15 protein-coding genes are annotated in these 22157 nt (G+C 46.7%); 5 read left to right on the top strand and 10 right to left on the bottom strand.

Features of this window, described 5'->3' with window-relative positions; genetic code table 11:
- Positions 1-409 precede the first annotated feature (409 nt).
- Complete coding sequence (gene ftsW / locus M1D61_RS07505) at positions 410-1645, top strand: putative lipid II flippase FtsW (RefSeq protein ID WP_458122435.1); 1236 nt, start codon at positions 410-412, stop codon at positions 1643-1645.
- Between the two features lie 82 nt (positions 1646-1727).
- Here ftsW and M1D61_RS07500 read toward each other — a convergent pair whose 3' ends face one another.
- Positions 1728-2120 (bottom strand): Asp23/Gls24 family envelope stress response protein, encoded by a 393-nt coding sequence (locus M1D61_RS07500; RefSeq protein ID WP_458121801.1) that lies wholly within the window; start codon positions 2118-2120, stop codon positions 1728-1730.
- A gap of 398 nt (positions 2121-2518) precedes the next feature.
- On the opposite strand from M1D61_RS07500, the gene cax reads away from it, so the two are divergent.
- Positions 2519-3580: a calcium/proton exchanger gene (gene cax, locus M1D61_RS07495; RefSeq protein ID WP_458121800.1), complete on the top strand. Its 1062-nt coding sequence runs from the start codon at positions 2519-2521 to the stop codon at positions 3578-3580.
- A 201-nt stretch (positions 3581-3781) separates the two neighbouring features.
- Here cax and M1D61_RS07490 read toward each other — a convergent pair whose 3' ends face one another.
- From M1D61_RS07490 to M1D61_RS07475, 4 genes are all read right to left on the bottom strand, one after another.
- Entirely contained in the window at positions 3782-4081 is a 300-nt protein-coding gene (locus M1D61_RS07490) for a YlaN family protein (protein WP_017814671.1), read from the bottom strand.
- Between the two features lie 252 nt (positions 4082-4333).
- Entirely contained in the window at positions 4334-4588 is a 255-nt protein-coding gene (locus M1D61_RS07485) for an HPr family phosphocarrier protein (RefSeq protein ID WP_458121799.1), read from the bottom strand.
- Positions 4589-4822: 234 nt separating this feature from the next.
- A complete protein-coding gene (locus tag M1D61_RS07480) occupies positions 4823-5938 on the bottom strand; it encodes an aminopeptidase (RefSeq protein WP_458121798.1) in 1116 nt (371 codons plus the stop codon).
- Between the two features lie 153 nt (positions 5939-6091).
- Positions 6092-8074 carry a sensor domain-containing diguanylate cyclase gene (locus M1D61_RS07475; RefSeq protein ID WP_458121797.1) on the bottom strand — a complete coding sequence of 661 codons (1983 nt, stop codon included), beginning with the start codon at positions 8072-8074 and terminating at the stop codon, positions 6092-6094.
- Between the two features lie 395 nt (positions 8075-8469).
- On the opposite strand from M1D61_RS07475, the gene rpsD reads away from it, so the two are divergent.
- Positions 8470-9069: a 30S ribosomal protein S4 gene (gene rpsD, locus M1D61_RS07470; protein ID WP_046214839.1), complete on the top strand. Its 600-nt coding sequence runs from the start codon at positions 8470-8472 to the stop codon at positions 9067-9069.
- A 502-nt stretch (positions 9070-9571) separates the two neighbouring features.
- On the opposite strand, the gene M1D61_RS07465 is transcribed toward rpsD, so the two are convergent.
- From M1D61_RS07465 to tyrS, 3 genes are all read right to left on the bottom strand, one after another.
- Entirely contained in the window at positions 9572-11641 is a 2070-nt protein-coding gene (locus M1D61_RS07465) for a methyl-accepting chemotaxis protein (protein ID WP_458121796.1), read from the bottom strand.
- 281 nt (positions 11642-11922) lie between these two features.
- A complete protein-coding gene (locus M1D61_RS07460; RefSeq protein WP_458121795.1) occupies positions 11923-14163 on the bottom strand; it encodes a methyl-accepting chemotaxis protein in 2241 nt (746 codons plus the stop codon).
- 280 nt (positions 14164-14443) lie between these two features.
- Positions 14444-15700, bottom strand: a complete 1257-nt coding sequence (gene tyrS, locus M1D61_RS07455; protein WP_458121794.1) for a tyrosine--tRNA ligase — start codon at positions 15698-15700, stop codon at positions 14444-14446.
- A 705-nt stretch (positions 15701-16405) separates the two neighbouring features.
- Here tyrS and M1D61_RS07450 point away from each other — a divergent pair.
- The gene (locus M1D61_RS07450; protein ID WP_458121793.1) at positions 16406-19519 is read left to right on the top strand and encodes a transglycosylase domain-containing protein; all 3114 of its coding nucleotides are present in this window, start codon (positions 16406-16408) and stop codon (positions 19517-19519) included.
- 220 nt (positions 19520-19739) lie between these two features.
- On the opposite strand, the gene ccpA is transcribed toward M1D61_RS07450, so the two are convergent.
- Together ccpA and ytxJ are read right to left on the bottom strand one after the other, a co-directional pair.
- Complete coding sequence (gene ccpA, locus M1D61_RS07445) at positions 19740-20744, bottom strand: catabolite control protein A (RefSeq protein ID WP_458121792.1); 1005 nt, start codon at positions 20742-20744, stop codon at positions 19740-19742.
- Between the two features lie 116 nt (positions 20745-20860).
- Positions 20861-21202 (bottom strand): bacillithiol system redox-active protein YtxJ, encoded by a 342-nt coding sequence (ytxJ, locus tag M1D61_RS07440; protein WP_458121791.1) that lies wholly within the window; start codon positions 21200-21202, stop codon positions 20861-20863.
- A gap of 359 nt (positions 21203-21561) precedes the next feature.
- Between ytxJ and M1D61_RS07435 the strand changes: the two genes are divergently transcribed.
- A complete protein-coding gene (locus M1D61_RS07435) occupies positions 21562-22089 on the top strand; it encodes a type 1 glutamine amidotransferase domain-containing protein (protein WP_458122434.1) in 528 nt (175 codons plus the stop codon).
- Positions 22090-22157 lie beyond the last annotated feature (68 nt).

Below are 22157 nucleotides of genomic sequence, written 5' to 3'. Positions count from 1 at the left end.
ACTCCATCCTTTCCCTTTATAATGAATTGGTTCTCATTTGGCCATATATATGCTTCAATTGCATCATGCAGGTTAAATAGTTGGTTAGGCATTATTTTGAAGCAAAAAGGGTGGTTTGTAAAATAGATTTATCCACACTCTTCCAAAAACGAGCAAAAGCTTGCACCTGCTTTTAAAACGTACTATCATGAAAGATAAACTTAACATAATTGAGTGCTTTTATTTCAAAGGAGGATTTGTGCATGATGAAAATTCGTCTGAACACAGACAACCGTGCTGCAGATTTGTACATATCCGTTCCATTACCGGGGATACATGAATGAATAAAATAAGACAAACTACATCGAGATCTTCTACCAACCAGAGTATTGCAGACCGTTACCGTTCCAAAAATTCCAATGTGCGCAACATGCCGAGACCTGCACAGACACCTCCCAAGGTGATCAAAAAGGGCGCACCGGATTTTCAGCTGCTCGTACTTACTTTTGTCCTGATCGGCTTTGGGATCCTGATGGTATTTAGTGCCAGTTCAAGTCTTGCACTAACCAATGCCAATTATAATAATGATGCATTGTACTTTACGAAGCGTCATATTATGTATGCCATTATTGGTACCATAGCGATGTTTTTTGCCATGAAGGCCCACTACAGCAAATACAAAAAATGGTTTGCTCCATTTTTTCTTGTGACACTTGTGCTGCTGCTGGCCGTTCTGGTTTTTGGCGTTCATTTGAACGGTGCCCGAAGCTGGATTCGTCTTCCCGGCGGTGCTTCCATTCAGCCAGCGGAATTTGCCAAGCTGGCCGTTATCCTTTACCTCTCGGCACTGATTGCCAAAAAAGGAGACCGGCTGCGAGATCTGCGTACCGGCTACATTCCGGTGATGCTGATTGTCGGACTGGTCGCCGGACTGATCATGCTGCAGCCTGACCTTGGTTCCTGTATGATTCTGGTGGCAACAGCCGGACTGATCATTTATGTGGGCGGAGCCAGCATGAAGCATATTCTGGCGTCTGTCATGCTGCTTGCGCTGGGAGCGGCCATCGTATTCGGTGTTAACTCCCTGTTTGACAAAGATGAGCCTACCCAGGGCAATTACAGAGCTGACCGGATTCAGGCTTACATTGACCCCTTCAAGGATGAAAAGGGCGGTGGTTATAACATGATTCAGTCCCTGATCGCGATCGGCGAAGGCGGTGTGACCGGTGCCGGCTTCGGTAAAAGTATCCAAAAGCTGCATTATCTGCCCAATCCATATAATGACTTTATTTTTGCCATTATCGGTGAGGAATTTGGATTGATCGGCACGGTGCTGTTCCTGCTCGTGTATGCCTATTTCATCTGGCGAGGCATTGTCATTTCGTTGAGGTGTCCGGACATTTTCGGTACGCTGGCCGGTGTTGGCATTATGGGGCTATTTGCGATCCAGGCCTTTATCAATATCGGCGGCGTTACCAAGACGATCCCGCTGACCGGTGTACCACTGCCATTTATCAGCTATGGCGGTACATCACTCGTAATCATGATGCTAAGTATGGGCATTATGCTCAGTATCTCGCGTGAGACCAACCGTGCACTTGCTGAAAAGCAGGAGTCCGGCAATGGCTATACACGCCGCCAATCCGTCTCCATGCGCATGAAATAACAAACGAATAGCAATATAAAAAACGGCGGGAGTTCCCCGCCGTTTTTGTATGTGCAATCGTGGTATGCTGTTGTATGGTCTGTTATGATCTGGAACGAACTGGCGGCTCGGTATCGATCATGTCATCCTTGAAAGCTACGCCTTCTACTTTGACATTCACTTCAACCACTTTGAGACCGGTCAGGTTCTCTACTGCTTCACGCACATTTTGCTGGAGCATACGACATACCTCATGAATGGGAGTCTCGTACAGTACAATAATCCGCAGATCAATCGCAGCTTCACTTTGTCCGACTTCAACTGTTACCCCTTTTTGCACATTTTTACCGCTCAGACGTTTGGCGAATCCTTCGGATAACCCGCCGGACATAGCAGCGATGCCTGGTGTCTCCAATGCGGCCATGCCCGCCACTTTTGATACGACGTCATCGGCAATTTTGATTGTGCCCATCTCCAACTGTAATGATTCGGTCATGTCCATCCTCCTCCAAAGCTTGCATCCCTGTTCGCAGTATCACGGTATGGATGCAACTAACCATATTGTTTACCTCTCTATTTTATTGCATATTGCCCAGATATTCAAAAACAATATTTATACCCGCTGTTTGCGGTTCTGAAACGTTCGTTCACTTTCGTTTACATTTGCAATTATTTTGGTTATATTGTTAAAGAATTTACATAGTTGATATGATGTTCTTCCTGTACACAGACCGATATGGCGGCAATCGGTCCCTATCATATTAGACAAATGATTGGTTAATGAATAAGGAAGATTGTGCTGCAGCCTTGTTCATCCTGTTATTCCTTTTTCCCGGAAGCATCAGCAGTATGTAGAAACCCAACCAGAAATCCATTCAAAAGTGAGGTGGCACAATGAAAAAAAATCTATCAACCATTCTGCTTATTATTTTCTTCGTATTCAGTGCAGTCGCTCATTATGCCCATCTGAATCCGATTCTCCAGTTTATCGTATCGGCGATCGCCGTTATACTGGTAGCCGGATTCCTCGGACGTGCAACAGAGAATGTGGCACACTATGCAGGACAGAGGCTGGGCGGCTTCCTGAATGCCACATTCGGTAATGCGGCAGAACTGATCATCGCAATCATGCTGCTGCGCGAAGGGTTGTATGATATGGTCAAAGCTAGTCTGACCGGTTCCATTATCGGGAACCTGCTGCTGGTACTCGGTCTCAGTATTTTCGCAGGCGGAGTGAAGTTCAAAGTCCAGAATTTCAACATCTCCCTCGCCGGCATGAATGGTTCGCTGATGATTGTGGCAGTGATCGCGCTGTTCGTACCGGCGCTGTTCTTGAACACCCACTCGATCACCAGCACCGAGGTAGATACCCTCAGTCTCATTGTCGCCGGGCTGCTGATCCTGTCCTATATCGCCTGGCTGTTCTTCTCCATGTTCACTCACAAGGCTTATCTCGCAGATGTAGCCAGTGAAGGCGGAGATGAACACGAATCACCGGACTGGAGCAAAGGCAGATCCATTCTCTATCTCGTTATCGCCACCGTGATGACGGCATTTGTCAGTGAGTGGCTGGTCGGCACACTGGAGACCTTTACCGAAGACTTTGGCTTCAGTGAACTGTTCGTCGGTGCATTTGTTGTTGCCATCATCGGTAATGCAGCTGAACACAGTGCAGCGATCATGCTCGCCATGAAAAACAAAATCGGTGCTTCTGTTGAAATCGCAGTCGGCAGCAGCCTCCAGATTGCTCTGTTCGTAGCGCCTGTGCTGATCTTTATAAGCTTCTTCCTGGGCAATACGATGGATATCGTCTTCACGACACTCGAGCTGGTAGCCATTATGGTATCGGTCTTTATTGCCAAGTCGATTATTCAGGACGGTTCGACCAACTGGTATGAAGGTACCCTGCTGCTCGTCGTCTACATCATTCTTGGTGTATCCTTCTATCTCGTCTAGAACATACAGTTACGCTAGCAATATGGACCTCATCCGCTTCTCCGCACAGCCAGCGAATGAGGTCTTTTGCCGTTCGAAACACAATTTGATAATACGGCAGATCGATAGTATGTATCCTGCTCTTACGATATCCTGTTTTTGCAGCAAAAAATGCCTGTACCTCATTATCGGGTACAGGCATTTCTATGTCATTCAAGTCTGCTACTCTGCAGACTGTGTCTTATTATTCATCGCTTCATATAATACGGATAAATTGCGCTCCAGATTACTGATGAGCTGCTTGCCTACAGGATCCGACACCAGACCAGCACGTACAGCAAAATCCACTTCTTTGGAAAAACCGTATACCTGGGTATCCAGCACTTCCTCATAGAGAGGACAGTAACGGGTATCTAGATTCTCCATCTGGATTTCAATCAACTTTTCAATTTTATGTGCATCTTCTTGAAGAAGATTTAATGCTTTTATATTCAACTGCTCTTGCAAATCAGATGAAGTCATGTTCTTCCCCCCCATGTTCAAGAACTCTCGGCCATTGCTATTCTTAATATTAGACGAAATTGGAGGGCAATACAAGAACCTCCCTGTAAATCGGGCGGAAATATCTTATATTTAAAATATCTATACCTGCTGCCCGGTAATCCTTCCATTTTCTGCATGTTTGCAGATGAAAGATCTATAAAAAGAAACTGTCTGATCTACAGAAGAATCAAAAATGCCACCGTCGGGTAGACGGCAGCACTCCTGATTTTTTTACTTATCCGCAAGTTTGACACTCAGACCATGCTTTTCAAAAGCAGCGACAACCGCCGCTCTTGCTGCATCTTCATCCGGTCCGTGTACGTGCAGCTCATATTCGTGATTGGCTACCAGCGTAGTGAACAGTCCCAGGATACTTTTGACATCGATGAACTTTGTCTCATATTGCAGTACGATTGAAGAAGTGTACTGACCCGCAGTTTGTGCAATCTCCACTACTGCTGCATTATTCGTGTTACTGGTTGCCATGGGAAACCCTCCTACTTTTGCTTTGAATTTCACTAAACCTCGTTTTCCCTTACATCATAAATGAATACGCTTTCTTATGCAACTTCTTTCTTAGGTCCGTTTTCAGAGAAAAAGAGGTTATATCGTGAAGTCGCCTATCAGGCGTCCTATCCATATATAACCTCTTTTTGACTATTTGATCAAGCTATGAATAACAGTATTTTGCAGAGCTGCTGCAAATTGTCCGAATATTGCCTATTTCAGGTTCTCGGGATTCAGCGCTTCCAGCTCCGGCAGTACGAAGATGCCATCTTTGCGGATCAACACATCATCGAAGTAAATCTCGCCACCACCATATTCCGGACGCTGAATAAATACCAGATCCCAGTGAATGGAAGAACGGTTGCCGTTGTCCGTTTCTTCATAAGCCTGTCCTGGCGTGAAGTGGAAACTGCCGGCAATTTTCTCATCGAACAGAATATCATTCATAGGATGCAGAATATGCGGATTAAAACCAATCGCAAATTCACCGATATAACGAGCACCTTCATCCGAATCCAGAATATTGTTCAGTTTCTCGGTATCATTACTCGAAGCTTCCACGATCTTCCCATTCTCAAAACGGAATGTTACCCGTTCGAAGCTGATGCCGTTATATACAGTCGGCGTATTGTACGTGATCGTACCATTGACCGAATCGCGTACAGGTGCGCTGAATACTTCCCCATCGGGAATATTGCGCTGACCGGAGCACTTTTTGGCACCAATATTCTTGATGGAAAAGGCAAGATCGGTGTCTTTGCCGACCAGACGTACTTTATCCGTACGCTCCATAAGCGCCTGCAGCGCGTCCTGGGCTTTATCCATTTTGGCATAGTCCAGGTTGCAGACATCAAAATAAAAGTCTTCGAAAGCTTCTGTACTCATGCCGGCCAGCTGTGCCATGCTCGCATTCGGATAACGCAGTACGACCCATTTGGTATGCTTCACACGCTGCTCACTATGTACCGTGTGCTGGTAGAGTCGGTTGTACATTTTAATCTTCTCTTCAGGCACGTCGGCCAGATCGTTGATGTTATCACCAGCACGAATACCGATGTAACCCTGCATCTGCTTCATGCGCTCCAGATCAAGTGCAGCCCATGCTGCCAGACCTTCCTCGGTTGCATTCATCAGCATGGCACGCTGTACCTTGCGGTCGGTCAGCTGTACAAACACATTCCCGCCTCTAGCGCCCACCTCATGAATAACCGCATTTAACAGATCACGCTCGCTGCCGATCATTTCGACCAGTACATTCTCGCCTGGCTGTACATCAATGGAATACTGTACCAGATTTCTGGCGAGCACTTTTATTCTAGGATCCTGCATTGTCTCGTCCCCTTTTTCAACTGTTTTTGAACAACGGTTAATTATTCAAAAAACAGTGTACCATGAGCACCCATTTTTTGTCCTCTGCAAAAAAGCACAGCCGGCCCTCCCTTAAGGATAACCCTCTGTGCTGCTTATATGCTCGAAACCGGCTCAGGAACGCATATCCGCATCCATACGAATCTGATTGCGTCCATTATGCTTGGCCTGATATAAAGCCATATCAGCCCGATAAAACAGGGATTCTACACTAACATCCTTGTCCTTCCAGTTCCAGTCGGAGACTCCGCCGGATACGGTCACTCGCGGATCCGTTTCTGCACTTACCGTCTCCCGGATGTTTTCCGCAATATGATAGGCACGGCTTTTATCTATCTGTGGAAAATAGACTGCGAGTTCTTCGCCGCCCCATCGGGCAGCAATATCACCTTCACGGATAAGCCGCTGAATAATTCGGCTCACCTGCTTGAGGATCTCATCACCTACCTGATGTCCATAGGTGTCATTGACAACTTTGAATTTATCAATATCGACCATCAGCAGCGATCCACTGTAGGTAGCCCTCTGATAATTACTGATGGAATCATCCAGATACCGGCGCTGGTACAGTCCGGTCAGCGCATCCCGGCTTGCCATCCGTTGCACTTCCGAATGAAGAGCCGCATTGGATACGGACAATCCGATATGCGTAGTGATCACCTGCAGCAATTTAAAATTATCATAGGAGAAATAGTGGCGCTGCGGATGTCCCAGATAGATGGCTCCATTCACTTCCCCACTGCTCATCAACGGCGAGGCAATCATCGAGCTGGAAGCTGTTGCTTTCATGAATATGGATTCATTGCCTGGATCGCTGCAGTAATCGGACATCATAATCGGCTCCCTGTTCCGGTAAATAAGACCTGTATAACCTTCGTCTTTGCCGACCGAACCGCCTTCCAGAGCAGGCACATTCCCGGATACCACCTCAAACCGATCTGTTTTCGGATTCAGATACAGCACAATCACATGCTCTGCCTTGAACACTTTCAACAGCTCTCCCACTGCAAATTCAAATATTTCCTCCAGTTTCAGGCTCTGGTTCAGCCGCTGGGTAATATTGTTGATCAGACGCAGATCTTCGTTGAGCAGCTGGGACTGTTCATACAATCTCGCATTTTCAAAAGTACGACCTGCCGCTTCGGCAATAACAGCCAGCAGCTCCAGATCTTCTTCCTCCAGCGGATAATCCGAAACCACATGGAAGACACCATAGATGCCCTGCTTGCCCATTAGAGGAATCGCAGCCTCCATTCCATCCGAAGCTCCATCCGTGCCCGGATGAACGGTTACCGATACCTCGCCTGTAGCAAAAGCCCGTACACGCATATCCTCCACCAAAGATTGCAGCATAAGCGGTTTGACGCGTGGATTAAGATTCTGATCTCCCTGGGATACCAGCAGCTCAAAACGCACCAACGGATACATTTGATCCACAATTGCAAACATTTCCGTGATGATGGCATCTACTTCGAATTTGTCATACATGCGCTGGATAATTTGAAACAGCACGGTACGACGCCGGGCCTCGCGCTCCATGACCATCTGGGAACTCAGCATATCCGCGACAAACGTATATTCAAACCGTTTGTAAAACAAGGATCTGTAATGCAGCGCAAGCATCTCCAGGTCATCGGCTGTGATCAGATCTGTTGTCGGAGCAATACAGCCGAGCAGCACGAACAATGTGCCGTTCGTGCGAGTATACAGCGGAACCGTGATTACTTCCTTAGAATCCGTCTCGGTCTGTTCCATGGAAAGATTATCCGCTGTCCGCGGATGCAAATGATGATGGCTCACTATCTGCTGGACCAGAGACTCCTGTCCGGGCAGCAAGCCGATTCCTCCTATATACTTGCGTTCATGATTCAGCAGAAACCAGGCTGAATGCCGGACTTTATAAATAGAGCAATTTTGTTCATACCAGTCTTTGAAAGATTCCTCAAGCAGTGCCTCAATATGCAGAAAATCAGATTCACTGATATCCGCCTTTTGCAGCCAGAATGTGTCATCCGTGACAGGCACTACGGGGTAGGAGGTATGCCCGGCTTCAGCGCGCCAGTTCTGTGCTGACGAATTCCTTGTATGGTCTGGCATAAAATCCTCCTCTTGATACGGCATATTCGGCCGGTAAATTTGAAATATGAATTATTTTCATTTTACAAGCTGTCCTCGCGGATTGCACGTATAATTGCAAACATGGAAAACATAAAAAAACTCGTTGTTTATTGCGTGAAAATGATTGACTTTATGATTGCGTTCAAGATATAATTTATTCTTGATGAAGAATGGATAGATTCTGATTTGGGCGTAACGTTGTTTCACCCTCACGCTTATGATTGCTGACAAGACTGCGGCTGAACATTCCTGTCAGTAGTGTGGTTTTCTATCCTGCCTCACGACAAATCATAAGCGGCAACTTGAATCAAAGACCCAAAGCCCCGAATTATTATTAAAAAACTATACTTTAATTACGAAGGAGCTTGCTATAAATGGCACGTTACACTGGTCCTAAATTTAAATTAAGCCGTCGCGTAGGTATTTCCCTGAGCGGCACTGGTAAAGAATTGAAACGCCCTTTCCCTCCGGGACAACACGGTCCTAACCAACGCAGAAAAATGAGCAACTACGGTATGCAGTTGCAAGAAAAACAAAAACTGCGTTTCATGTACGGTCTGGGTGAAAAACAATTCGCTACTCTGTTCGAAAGAGCACAAAAACTTCCAGGTATCGCTGGTGAGAACTTCATGTTCCTGCTGGAAAGCCGTCTGGACAACCTCGTTTACCGTATCGGCTTCGCAAACAGCCGTCCAGGTGCTCGTCAGCTGGTAGCTCACGGTCACGTGACTGTAAATGGTAAAAAAGTCGATATCGCTTCTTACTCTGTAAAACCAGGCGATGTAATCGGTCTTCGTGAAAAAAGCCGTGGCCTGACTTCTGTTAAAGAAGCTCTGGAAAACCGCACTCATCTGGTAGCTTACGTTGAGTTTAACGAAGGCGCAACAGAAGGTAAATTCATCCGTCTGCCTGAGCGTTCCGAACTGACTCAAGACATCGATGAAAGACAAATCGTTGAGTGGTACAACCGTTAATCTTAACGACCAAAAACCGCCGGAATCTCCGGCGGTTTTTTTATGCTTTCTATCTTCTTGTTCGAGTATCCCAAAAGTGTCAGATCTAATGAACACTTGCATCTTCAAAACCATCCATATATGCAGGTCCACTTTTATACCAACGACATATTTTTTCTGCATGCTAAAAGAACAGCCCGTTAATAGGTATGAAAGTGTTCGTGCCATAGGTGTCGATCAAGTGGTTGTAGAAATTTAAGTAGCGAGGGATGGTTGGTAGCACCGGATTATACAGGTGGTGTCACTATTATAATGAAACTTTTTATATAGAATTATGCTTTGGAATATCTACAGAACTGGAAAAAAATTGTCCTGCTCGGAAAGCAGGACAATTTTTTCGACTAGCTGTATGTGAAGCGTATAACTTCACGCTAAACTAGGGATCAACCTGAGCATGGCGAAGAATTAGCAGATGTTCTCAAATTGATGATGTGCGTACCATGTGCAAAGATATTTTTGAATTTCAGCTTACTTTATCAGACACTTGTACTTTAAACTGTGAAACGACAGAATTCAGTGCATCCGATACCTGATTCAGGGATTGTGCAGACTGATTTAGCTCTTCCAGGGAATACAATTGCTGTTTGGAACGCTCCAGCGCATCAGTCGCACCTATAGAAGAAGATCGAGCGATATTCGCCAGCTGGCTGATTGATGCGCTCACTTCTTCCGAACCGGCAGACATTTGCTCGGAAGTTGAAGAGACTTCCTGCACTTCATCAGCTACCCGCTCGATATCATGGCTAATTGCGATAAATCTGGCTTCGATCTCTTCCAGAACATGCAACCCCTCATTCACCTGCAGACTTCCCTCCTGCATTCCCTGCAAAGCGGCACGGGTTTCTGTCTGCATTGCGCTTACCTGTGTTGTAATCTGTCCTGCAGACGAACTAACATTTTCGGCAAGTTTGCTGATTTCGGAAGCCACTACGGCAAATCCTTTGCCATGTTCCCCTGCACGTGCCGCTTCAATCGAGGCATTGAGTGCCAGCAGCTTCGTCTGTCCGCTGATTTCCTGAATAATATCAATAATGCCGCCAATCTGAATCGAACGTGCATTCAGAGAATTTACGACCATGCCAGCCTGATCCAGTGCACCCTTAGCTGTATGAATCTGCTGATTCAGCTCAGCCAGCTTGGCATTGCCCTGACGGGTTTTATGATCAATTCCCTGCGTAGCCTCCGATACCTGCTGTATCGACTCGGCGACACGCTGAATGCCGACTGCCATCTCTTCCATCGCTGTGGTGCTCTCTGAGGCAGCAACCATCTGAACTTCTGCCCCATGTTTGACTTTCTCCATCTGGTCTACATTTTGCTGGGCTTCATGAGCCGCCTGAGACATACCATCGGACAAATGGCCTGATGTTTTATTTACCGTATCGGATTCCTGGCGCAGTTGACCGATAACAGCGGATGTCGATTGAAGTACACGCTGAAATCCGTTGGACATCTGCCCGAATTCATCTTGTCGATCACTGGTCAGTGCCTGCGAATAATCGCCTTGTGCCATCTGATCACTCAGCTGACGGATCTTGCGGACTTCCTTGACCATGCTGCGGTTGTTCATCCAAAGTGTACTGAGTATAATGATCATCCCAATCACACTGATAACACTGAGCAGAAGCAGCAGATCATTGGTTGGCTTCTGCACCTGTGCCTCGGGTAGTATGATTCCGATTTTCCACCCGGTCTGCTGAATTGTATGGAACAGAAAATGCTGTTCTTCTCCACCGAGGGAGAAATTCACCTGACCGGAATCGCTACTCTGGAGCTGCTGTTCAAATGTAACTCCTGCAGCACTGGACATCGAGGTCCCTGCTTTCAGTGTGGGATTACCGCTTGCCAAAATATTGCCCTGGCGGTCCAGCAGTACAGCTGTCCCCCCCATTCCTATGTTCAGTTGATTAACAATATTCTGAATATTGCTCATATCCAGATCACCGGTAGCTACACCGATCAGTTTATTATCGGGATCGTAAATCCCCTGACCTGCGGTAATCATCGATACATTGAGGGTCTTATCCAGATAAGGGGCCGAGTAATATATCTTTTGCTTGGCTGCTACTGTGCCCGTATACCATGGCTGGTTCAAATAATCATAAGTTGGATCATCGTATTCATATGTCTCGGTAATTTGCTGCCCTTTATGATGAACATACGCGGAACGATATTTCACATCAGGAGCATAAGCCCCCGCTTCAAAAAATATACCCATTCCATAGGTCAGTTCGCTTTGCTCAACATCCTTTTTGATGATATCCACATAGCGGCCAATATTAATATCTGTCCCCAACTGTCCTGCTGTACCGGCGAATGAAGATACGAGCAGCGAGTGACTGGACAGCTGATTCGTAATATTATCGGTTACATTATCCAAAGAGTGACTGACGCTGTTGTTAATCTGTTCGTTCAGCTTTTGCTTGGCAAACTCATAGGAGATTGCACTGATCAGCAGCAGCACAACGAGTATAATAGGCATCACGGTACACATCATTCTTGCCTGGATGCTTTTGAATCGGTATCTGGTCAAGTCTTTCTTCCTTTCCATAGTAAGGTAGCTATATAACACTTTATATCGTCATTTTTGGATAAAATGTATAGAGCAAATCAATAGAGTGATAAAATATGCAGTATTATCTTTCAGATAAAAGACCGCCACTAAACAATAAATGTGTTAGACTTTTGTTATGTGAAGCCTAAATGAAATCGGATGAGTTTTATTATTTCAGGTTATTTATAAATATAACAAAAAGGGAATAGAATCATATTCTATTCCCTACGTATATAGTACATTAACTATTTATCTTCAAATCAGGCAGACCGGGACTCGGACGAAGCAGATTTGGCTTTATCATTGTGATCAATTGCTGCCTCCTTATCCTCTTCAGATGTATTCGATTTGGCCATTTCTCCATCTTTCTTGATGTTCTGTTCATGTTCAACTTCGTCATCCATGGGTACTGCAGTTTCGGATTCATGAGCGGCCTTTTCTAACGGTTCCGTCTGGAACTGGGCGATCAGCTCATTTAGCGTATCCGTGACCGTATGAAGAGACCGGGCTGAAGTTTCCAAACGATCAAGTGCGGTCAGCTGCTCGGCAGAACGTTCATGGGCCTGGCTTGCTTTGGATGATGTATTTTGAGCGATATCCGCCAGATTTTCGAGTGAAGCTGTAATCTGCTGCGCACCTGCCGACATTTCTTCCGAGGCGGAGGATACTTCCTGAATCTCTGCAGACATCTGCTCCACATCGCTTTTGATCGAATCGAACATGCGGCGTGTATCTTCCAGCGAAGTGAGTCCACGGGTGACCCGTACGGCCCCACTTTCCATTCCCATTAGTACAGCAGCGGTTTCTTCCTGCATCGCCACGATCTGGGCAGTGATCATTTTGGTGGAGTCTCCTACACTGGTCGCCAGATTGCTGATCTCGGACGCAACCACACCGAATCCGCGGCCGGCTTCTCCTGCACGTGCCGCTTCGATCGAAGCATTGAGTGCGAGCAGGGTCGTCTGCTTGTTAATGCCCTGAATGACATCAATAATACCGCTGATCTGCTGGGCACGTTCATTCAGGGAACCTGCCATTTTACCGGCTTCATCCATGACCAGCTTGGCGGAATCCATCTGCTTGACCACTTTATGCAGCTGCTGATTGCCTTCTCCGGTTTTTTGTTCCATTTGCTGAGCGGCGCTGGCCACTTCCTGTACCGATTCGGCAATTCGCTGTACACCTGCAGCCATTTCTTCCATGGCTCTTGTACTCTCATCGGTCGCCTGCAGCTGTGTCAGTGATCCCTGTTCCATATCAACCAACTCATCTACATTATGCCGCGCATTTATAGTAGTCTGTCTGGCATCCTCTACCATACAGCCTGCAGTTGTCTGGATCAATGTAGACTGTTCATCCAGCCGCTGGATTACCGTGCCGGTGGCTTCGAGAATATGATTGAATTCCACAGCCATCTGACCAAATTCATCGCGGCGGCTTACTTCGAGACGTTCGGAATAATCACCTGCGGCCATTTTACGACTCACATTCATCATTTTACGAATTTCACGAATCATGCCGAGATTGTTCCATAGGATAGCTCCTGCCAGTACAATCAGGCTGATACCCCCAATAATCAGCAAGGTATGCAGCATTTCGCGAGCAGGTTCCTGAATCTCGGTCTGGGACAATACCATTCCGGTCTTCCAACCAGTTCCTTCGAGTGTCTGGAAATATAAAGTATAGCTCTGTCCATTCAGTTGAATAGAGGTTTTGCCTTTGTTTTGAGACATGACTGCAGCCAGAGCCGCTTTATTTACTCCTTCTGCTCCGATAAATGAAGTGCCTGCCTTGATTTCCTTCTCACTGCTGGCCAGCACATTTCCATTATGGTCAAGCAGCAGGGCATGACCGACTGCACCAATATCCATATTATTCACGTAATCACGAATGCTGTTGATATTTAGATCTGATGTTGCCACTCCCAATGCCTGTCCGGTAGCACTGCGGATCGTCTTGCCCGCTGTAATCATGGTCGTCCCGGTCTTCTCATCGATAAAAGGCTCGGTATAATAAATCCGGTCAAAATTACCCAGTGCACCGGTATACCACGGCTTGCTCAAATAATCGTAGGCCGGATCATCATACTCAAATGTCGCCGAAATATTGTCTCCCTTGCGTGCTGCATAGACAGAATGGTATTTTACCCCATCATCAAATGCATCCGCTGCAAAATAAATTCCGCTGCCATAGGTCATTGAACTGAGCATCGTCCAGCGTTCGGTCAGTTGGGCATAATCTTCCATATTCATCTCTTCATGAATTTGCCCGGCTGCAGCTGCCAGCGAGGAAGCCACGGTAGAATTGTTGGTAATCTGCTCATTGATGCTGGCAGTCACCCCATTCAGGCTGCTTGTCGCCGTATTGTTCATTTCTTCATTGAGCTTTTGCTTGGCGAACTGATAAGAAAGCATACTAATAAGCACCAGCACGATCAACACAATCGGCAGTAAGGTTGCCAAAGTGCGCGCCTGGATACTTTTAAATTGTAAACGTCTCACAATAATCCTGTCTCCTCTATTATGTATTCAAATGATCCCCACAATCTATATATATCGGCTCATATCTTATATAACTTTAGAACTATATTCATACAATTATTGTCAATGCAATGTTTGTATTAAGGATGTGTCTATTAAGGAGGATTACATTACCATATTTATGATTCTATATATAAAAGCACATTCCCTTTTCATCTGTAATCCAGTGAAAAGGGAATGTGCCAGAAGGGTCATTTGCCCCTACTTATAAAGTAAGATCCGCTAATAAAGAATACTTCGATTAGTTGGTTTTCAGCTTGGCAAATTTGCGTTTGCCAACCTGGATGATATCTCCATCTGCCGGTGTAACCATGGCATTGACATCATCGATTTTTTGCTCGTTGATCTTGACCGCTCCCTGCTGTACACTCCGGCGTGCTTCGCTCTTCGAAGAAGCAAAGCCCAAATGGCTGATCAGATCGATTAGACTAATGCTGCCATCGGTGAGCTGAGCCGGCTCCAGCGTCACTTCCTGGATATCATCCGGCAATGCGCGCTGCTGGAATACAGTAATGAAATGATTTTTCGCGGCTTCAGCGGCTTCTGTGTTGTGGTACATGCGGACATAGGTGTACGCCAGATTCATTTTGGCATCGCGCGGATGCACGCTGCCGTCTTCCAGACCTTTGCGCAGCTGGTCCAGATCTTCATTGGATATGTCGGTCGTCAGCTCGTAGTATTTTACCATCAGTTCATCCGGAATGCTCATAGCTTTACCGTAGATTTCGTTCGGCTGTTCATCGATACCGATGTAGTTGCCGAGACTCTTGCTCATCTTCTGCACGCCGTCGAGACCTTCGATCAGCGGCAGCATGATCGCTACCTGCTGCTCTTTGCCGTATTCCTTTTGCAGTGTGCGTCCCATCAGCAGGTTGAACTTCTGATCCGTACCTCCAAGCTCAATGTCGCTCTCCAGAGCTACCGAATCCATACCTTGCATCAGGGGGTAGAAGAATTCATGAACACTGATTGGCTGTCCATTCTGGAAACGTTTTGTAAAGTCATCACGTTCCATCATGCGTGCTACGGTTACTTTCGCAGCCAGATTGACCACCTCGGCAAAGTCCATCGGGCTCAGCCACTCGGAGTTAAAGTACACTTTGGTCTGGGCAGGATCCAGAATTTTACTAATCTGTTTCTGGTAGGTCTCGGCATTATGCTTGACCTGTTCCTCTGTCAGCTGTTTGCGCGCTTCGGATTTGCCGGTAGGATCGCCGATTCGTCCGGTAAAGTCACCGATAATGAGCTGTATCACATGACCAAGTTCCTGGAACTGACGCAGCTTTTGCAGGACAACCGTATGACCGATGTGAATATCCGGTGCAGACGGATCCAGCCCCAGTTTGACCGTCAATGGCTTGCCTGTTGTAATGGATTTGATAATTTTGCGACGCAGCTCGTCCTCCGGTACAATCTCGGTCACTCCCCGGCGAATGACGCTTAGCTGACGTTCTACTTCATTTTGCTGATCTGTGGATAGTTCTTCCCATTTTGTCATTACAATCGCTCCTTCAATACATTTATTTCGATATGGTTTGTCTGTTCCTGACGGGATGAGCAGGCTTGCGATATATATGAACGCAAAAAAGACCTGTCCATCCCTATAAAGGGACGAGCAGGCCTCGCGTTACCACCCTAATTAGAATCCAGGCAATCTACATTCAGCAACCGGCTGCTCTTACAGCAGTACCGATCATGAATGAAGCCAATACGGATTCTCACTTCATTATTCATAACGGAATATTTCATTCCGGTCCTGGCTTCCATCTGCTATATCCGCCCCTCGGGGCGTGTATGCATCTTTCACCGGACGGCTCCAGACCTGTAATTCAAAGGAAGTCCTCTCCGGTTCGCACCAACCACCGGCTCTCTGATTCAGGATATTCTTCACTTCTACTGGATGTCTTTCTCAGCCTTTGCTATATACAATTGTCAGTTATTCATTTGCGTGAATACGCAGATAATCAATCTGCAATATGTCTGTACAGGGTTGCCTTATACAGCTGCTCTGTCATGGCAAGTACATATCTCCGACCGAATAAATCGTTTGGCTGTCAGGATATTACGTTTATATCACACTCATACAAGCAAGTCAACGCTATTGGTTCAGACTTTATGCCTAATCCTGCTTATCGGTCGTAAGAAACTGATTGTACCCACCTGTTTTGTGCTATAATAGTGGCTGGTAAAAGGGGGAAGAATCATGGCTGAAAAGAAGGACAATCGTCCAACAAAAAAAACTGACCATTCCACCGGTACTCATTCTCGAGGCCGCAGGATCTGGACAACCATCAAGTGGATATTAATTGCAGGCTTTACCTTCTGCCTGTTCGCTGGTGGTATTTTGCTGGGCTACGTCTCTTCCATTGTAAAAGATGAACCCGTACGTTCGCGTGCAGAGATTGTAAAGTCGATTGATGAAAATGCGGTAACCGGCTTTGCCTATTTTAGCGATGCTTCTCCAATCGGTCAGCTCAGGACCGAAGAAGATCGGAGACTCGTTACTTTTAAGCAGATTCCGCAATCTGTTATCAATGCTATTATATCCATAGAAGACAACCGGTTTTATGAGCATATGGGTGTCGATATGAACGGTACCCTTCGCGCAGTCAAACAGAAAGTACTCAATGAATCGGTTCAGACTGGCGGCAGTACACTCACCCAGCAATTGGCGAGACGGGTATTTCTGAGTGCGGATAAGACCAATGACCGTAAAATTAAAGAAATGCTGTTATCCATGCGCATCGAACGTTTCTTGACCAAGGATGAAATTTTAACAGCGTATCTGAATAAAATGCCTTTTGGTAAAGGCTCCAGCGGATACAATATTTTTGGAATCAAAGCTGCCGCTAAGGGTATATTCGGCATCAATGATCTGAGTGAAGTCAATATCGCCCAATCCGCTTATATGGCGGGTCTGCCGCAGCTTCCAAGTGCATACTCTGCTTTTAACAGCGGAGGCAGCTTTAATGAAGAGGGATTCAATCGTGCTGTAGAACGTCAACAGCTGGTCCTGAAGCGTATGAAAGATCTCGGCAAAATTACAGATAGTGAATACCGTGAAGCGCTGGCCTTTGATATCAAGGGTGCACTCGCCAAGCCGACAGCCAAAGCGTACTCCACCTATCCCTATCTGATGATGGAAACGGAGCGGCAGGGTGCACAAGTTCTATTGAAACTGAACAACCCGGATCTGGACAAATCCTCGCTCTCTTCCCAGGAATATAATGAACTGCTGGAAGAATCACGGCAAAAATTGCTTACCGGTGGCTATCGGGTGTACACGACAATCAACAAAACCGTCTACAACACTATGCATGAAATTGCCGAAGACAGCAGTAACTTCTCACCGGACAGCAGCAGCAAAGGCCGGGAACAGACCGCCGCGATGATGATCAATCACAAGACCGGCGCGATCCTCGGCATGATCGAAGGCCGCAGCTTCCAGGAAGAGCAGATGAACTATGCGACCCAGATGACCCGCCAGCCAGGTTCGACGATGAAGCCGATCGCAGCCTATCTGCCGGCACTTGATTCCGGAGTCGTTCAGCCGGCGAGTATTCTGGATGATGCTCCGCTGATTATGGAAAATGGCAGTAAGGGTTATCATATCCCCGGTAATGCCAATGGACGCTATCAGGGTCTGGTGACAGCACGTACAGCGCTGAATGAGTCGCTGAACCTGCCTGCACTCAAAGTGTTCAACCAGAAGGTCGGTATTGCCAAAGCCTGGACATTTGCCAAGAAACTCGGCATTACAACGATTACCCAGGATGATTATTCCGCACAGACCGGAGTACTCGGCGGTCTGAAATACGGAGTCACCGTGGAAGAACTGACCAATGCCTATGGCTCGATTCCCAACCAGGGAGTATTCAATGATGCCTATATGATCAGCAAAATTGTGGATCCATATGGCAATGTAGTTTATCAGCACAAACCGGAACCCAAACGTGTCTACTCCAAGCAGACAGCCTATCTGATGACCGATATGCTGCGTACGGTTATCTCGGGTTCCGATGGTACGGGACGTTCTCTGCAGACGCTGTTTAACAAATACGGCAAGATTCCAATTGCGGGTAAAACGGGCTCTACCCAGAACTATGCGGATGTATGGTTTATGGGCTTTACGCCAGATGTGACGCTTGGCGTATGGGCCGGTTATCGTGAGCCGGTAAATACACTGTCCGAAGATGGGAAGAAGCGTGCTCGTGCACTTTGGGCAACCATTATGAACCGGGTAACGGACAGTGATCCGGAATTGTTCAAGACAGAGTCCTTTACCAAACCGGATGGGATTGTCACTCAGACTGTCTCCGGTTACAGCGGCAAGCTGCCGACCAGTGCTACCCGTCGGTCCGGCAAGCTCGTTACGGATATGTTCAATGCCAAGTTTGTACCGAAAGACTTTGATGATGGAGTATCGTACGCCAAGTATATTACCTATAATGGCGTAAACTATATTCCGCAGGATAGCACACCGGATGATATGGTCAACCAGCGTACTGTCGTCAAGCGTGAAATGCCTATTTCACAATTGATCAAAGATCTGCAGCGTGCACTGTCCAGCTCATCGGGTGCCCGCTATTCACTGAGTCATTATCTGCCGGAAGATGCAGGGGCAGATGCACCCACCGCTATTGATCCACGCAGAGACGATGGCAGTGCACCGGCAGCGCCGAGTAATGTACGCATCTCTATCAGCGGCGGTAGTGCCAGCATTACCTTTAATTCCAGTAGCTCTTCGGATGTGGTCGGTTATCGTCTCTACCGTTCAATCGGTGGCGGATCGTATCAGTATCAAAAATCGATCCATCTGGGCAGCAACTACTTTAGCTCCAGTGTACCGGGTAATGGAGCTTCCTCTTTCTATGTAACTGCGGTAGATGTCGGTGGTCATGAATCGTCAGCCAGCGGCGCAGTAAGTTACAGCCCTGTGCCTGAACCGGAAGAAGTTGTTCCGGACGATCAGCCGATGGAGGGAAGCGAACTGGGGGGCGGCTCTGCCGATGAAGAGCCGGAAGAGCAGGATGAACAAAGCGACACAGGAGCGCCGGATACTCCTTCCTCACTTAGCGTGAAGTCAGGCGGCTCCGGCATTGCGAACCTGACCTGGAGAGCTCCATCCAAGACAACGACCGGCTATAAAGTTTACTTTAGCCACTCAATTGGTGGTCCCTATAGTCTGGTTGGCGATGTCAAAGATCCGGTATATCAGTACAATACCGGATCAGCCATCAGAGGATTCTTCTATGTGGTGGCCGTGAACGGCAATCAGTCTTCCAAACCCACCTCTGCAGTAGCTTATAGAGAGTAGAACACACCCAAAAGCGCATGACCTGGAAATCATCTGATTTCGGGAGCATGCGCTTTTTTATTAGCGAATCAAACTTTAGTTACTGCTCACCATTACTGCTACCACCGCCTCATTAATGGGGTACCTATTGAATTGCAGCAACTACCTTCATATGCAAAAGCCTCCTGCTCATAGAGAACAGGAGGTTTTATTTATTTTTATCGAAATAAATTATCCCCAATTAACGCTGGTTCACAGACAGACGCAGAATGGTCTCATGCGGCAGGATGACGCGGGGATTGTCTACGTTTTCCTTTTTCATCAGCTTGGTCAATAAACGCATGGCTACTGCACCCAGATCATACATTGGCTGCGCAACTGTTGTCAGCTGCGGACGCACCATGGAAGCCATACGGATATTGTCGACGGAAATAACGGAGAAATCATCCGGTACTTTGAGTCCTTCATCCTGAATACTGTGAATAGCACCAATAGCCATCTCATCGGTTGCTGCGAAAATCGCTGTCGGACGTTTCTTGAGCCCGATAAAGTACTTCATCGCTTCAACGCCGGATTCGTAACGGTAGTTACCGATGCGCACCCAGTCTTCCTTGTATTCGATATCGGCTGCTTCCAGTGCTTTTTTATATCCCTGAAAACGAGCATATCCATTGGCCGGATCCTGCAACGTACCACTGATCATCGCAATATCACGGTGTCCGTGACGGATCAGGGTATTCACCGCATCAAATGCAGCCTGTTCATGATCGATGTCAACCGAAGGAATGATACCTGCTTCATCGCGTGTTGCACACAGTACGATCGGTACTGCTGCAGTTTGGAACGCCTGCAGATGATCTTCAGTGACTGTTCCGCCCATGAACAACAGGCCATCCACCTGCTTCTCCAGTAGTGTATTGACGACGCGAATTTCTTTTTCTTTTTTCTTGTCGGCATTACAGAGGATAATATTATAATGGTACATGTTTGCGATATCCTCGATACCACGAGCGATTTCTGCAAAGATTGAATTTGAAATATCCGGGATAACAACACCTACGGTTGTTGTCTTCTTGCTTGCCAATCCACGTGCTACGGCATTCGGGCGGTAACCCAGACGTTCAATCGCTTCATAGACCTTTTTACGGGTCTGCGGTTTGACGTTGGGATTATTGTTCACTACCCGGGATACGGTAGCCATGGATACGCCAGCTTCGCGTGCTACATCGTAAATAGTTACTGTCACGTGCCTTCTCTCCATTACCAATAAATTTTCGTTACGTTTTCAACATTTTTCTTAATTTTTCAATTACGTTCATGATACGATAAAACACTATGGTATGCAATCACAGGACATGATGCTTAGGATAGTGCTTCACGTAACGCGCTTGAGGTAATGCTGGAGTGCGATGTATTCCATACCGGTTCTCCGTTTTTAATCAGTATTACCTGTGGGGATTCATGTTTGAGGTCCAGCTTCTCGGCTGCTGCGCTCGAAACATCACGATTCTCCACGACGTAAATCAATCCGTAATCCACCTCTTCGCTGGGACTACCACCAAGGTAAGATTGGAATTCACTATATGCGCCTGCACTAATCGGACAACGGGTACTATGTTTAAACACAAGAAGTGGTCTCTGTGCAGTGTGGTCGAGAGCTTCCTGTAATTGGTCGATCGTTGTCAATTGATTTACATTTGCCATTATCCACACATCCCCTTTTTTGCTATCCAGAATGTAAGAACGTTTTCATGATTAACTATCATAAGTATCTTACCAAAAAACGGCCGGAAAATCTATTTTTTTGTCATTGTTACCGCTTTTTTCAGCTTCTACGCTTGAAAGTCACTTTCATGAACGTTCTCATTTTGATTTCATAGAGTATACATTTACATGCAATTATATCTAATTATCCTTAACATTAGGACTGTGAAACAAGAATAGAACTATAATTTTGATTGCATTTTGTTATTTTGTTACAATATAGCCCATAGCGACAGGCTATCAGGCTGGATCATGATTCTATTTACACTCCACTACAGATTGGTAAAGAAAGGAAGTTCATAATGAGATTAGCAGGCAAAAAGGTAATTGCTCTGGTTGACGAGGAATTTGAAGATCTGGAACTGTGGGTTCCTGTATACCGTGTACGCGAGGAAGGTGCCGAAGTGCATTTGGCCGGTGCGGTAAAAGGCAAAAAATATATCGGTAAATATGGCGTACCTGCCGAAGCAGAGTACAGCTTCGACGAACTGAACAGCGCTGATTATGATGGCATTCTCGTTCCGGGAGGCTGGGCGCCGGACAAGCTGCGCCGCTATCCAAAAGTACTCGAACTGGTGCGGGAAATGAACGAAGCCCGCAAGCCGATCGGTCAGATCTGCCATGCAGGCTGGGTACTGATTTCGGCCAAGATTCTCGAGGGAGTAACGGTCACCTCCACCCCAGGTATTCGTGACGATATGGAAAATGCAGGCGCCATCTGGAAAGATGAAGCCGTTGTAGTCGACGGACATATTATCTCGGCACGCCGCCCGCCGGATCTGCCCCCTTACGGCAAAGCATTCTGCGATGCACTCGCGGGTGAATAATAACATTACCGCCGGCAGCCTGTGTGCACTGCATTTTTCATAGTTGAGGACTCACAGTCTTTCTAAAC

The organism is Paenibacillus sp. Z6-24 (assembly GCF_054161335.1).
The sequence above is the reverse complement of the archived record's forward strand: the minus strand, read 5'-3'. Positions and strand labels throughout refer to the sequence as shown.

Coding starts and splice junctions, on each gene's coding strand:
- M1D61_RS07500 (WP_458121801.1), bottom strand. CDS start 2,120: ATGACCGAATCATTACAGTTGGAGATGGGCACAATCAAAATTGCCGAT.
- M1D61_RS07480 (WP_458121798.1), bottom strand. CDS start 5,938: ATGCAGGATCCTAGAATAAAAGTGCTCGCCAGAAATCTGGTACAGTAT.
- M1D61_RS07485 (WP_458121799.1), bottom strand. CDS start 4,588: ATGGCAACCAGTAACACGAATAATGCAGCAGTAGTGGAGATTGCACAA.
- M1D61_RS07475 (WP_458121797.1), bottom strand. CDS start 8,074: ATGCCAGACCATACAAGGAATTCGTCAGCACAGAACTGGCGCGCTGAA.
- rpsD (WP_046214839.1), top strand. CDS start 8,470: ATGGCACGTTACACTGGTCCTAAATTTAAATTAAGCCGTCGCGTAGGT.
- M1D61_RS07490 (WP_017814671.1), bottom strand. CDS start 4,081: ATGACTTCATCTGATTTGCAAGAGCAGTTGAATATAAAAGCATTAAAT.
- ftsW (WP_458122435.1), top strand. CDS start 410: ATGCCGAGACCTGCACAGACACCTCCCAAGGTGATCAAAAAGGGCGCA.
- tyrS (WP_458121794.1), bottom strand. CDS start 15,700: ATGACAAAATGGGAAGAACTATCCACAGATCAGCAAAATGAAGTAGAA.
- cax (WP_458121800.1), top strand. CDS start 2,519: ATGAAAAAAAATCTATCAACCATTCTGCTTATTATTTTCTTCGTATTC.
- M1D61_RS07450 (WP_458121793.1), top strand. CDS start 16,406: ATGGCTGAAAAGAAGGACAATCGTCCAACAAAAAAAACTGACCATTCC.
- ytxJ (WP_458121791.1), bottom strand. CDS start 21,202: ATGGCAAATGTAAATCAATTGACAACGATCGACCAATTACAGGAAGCT.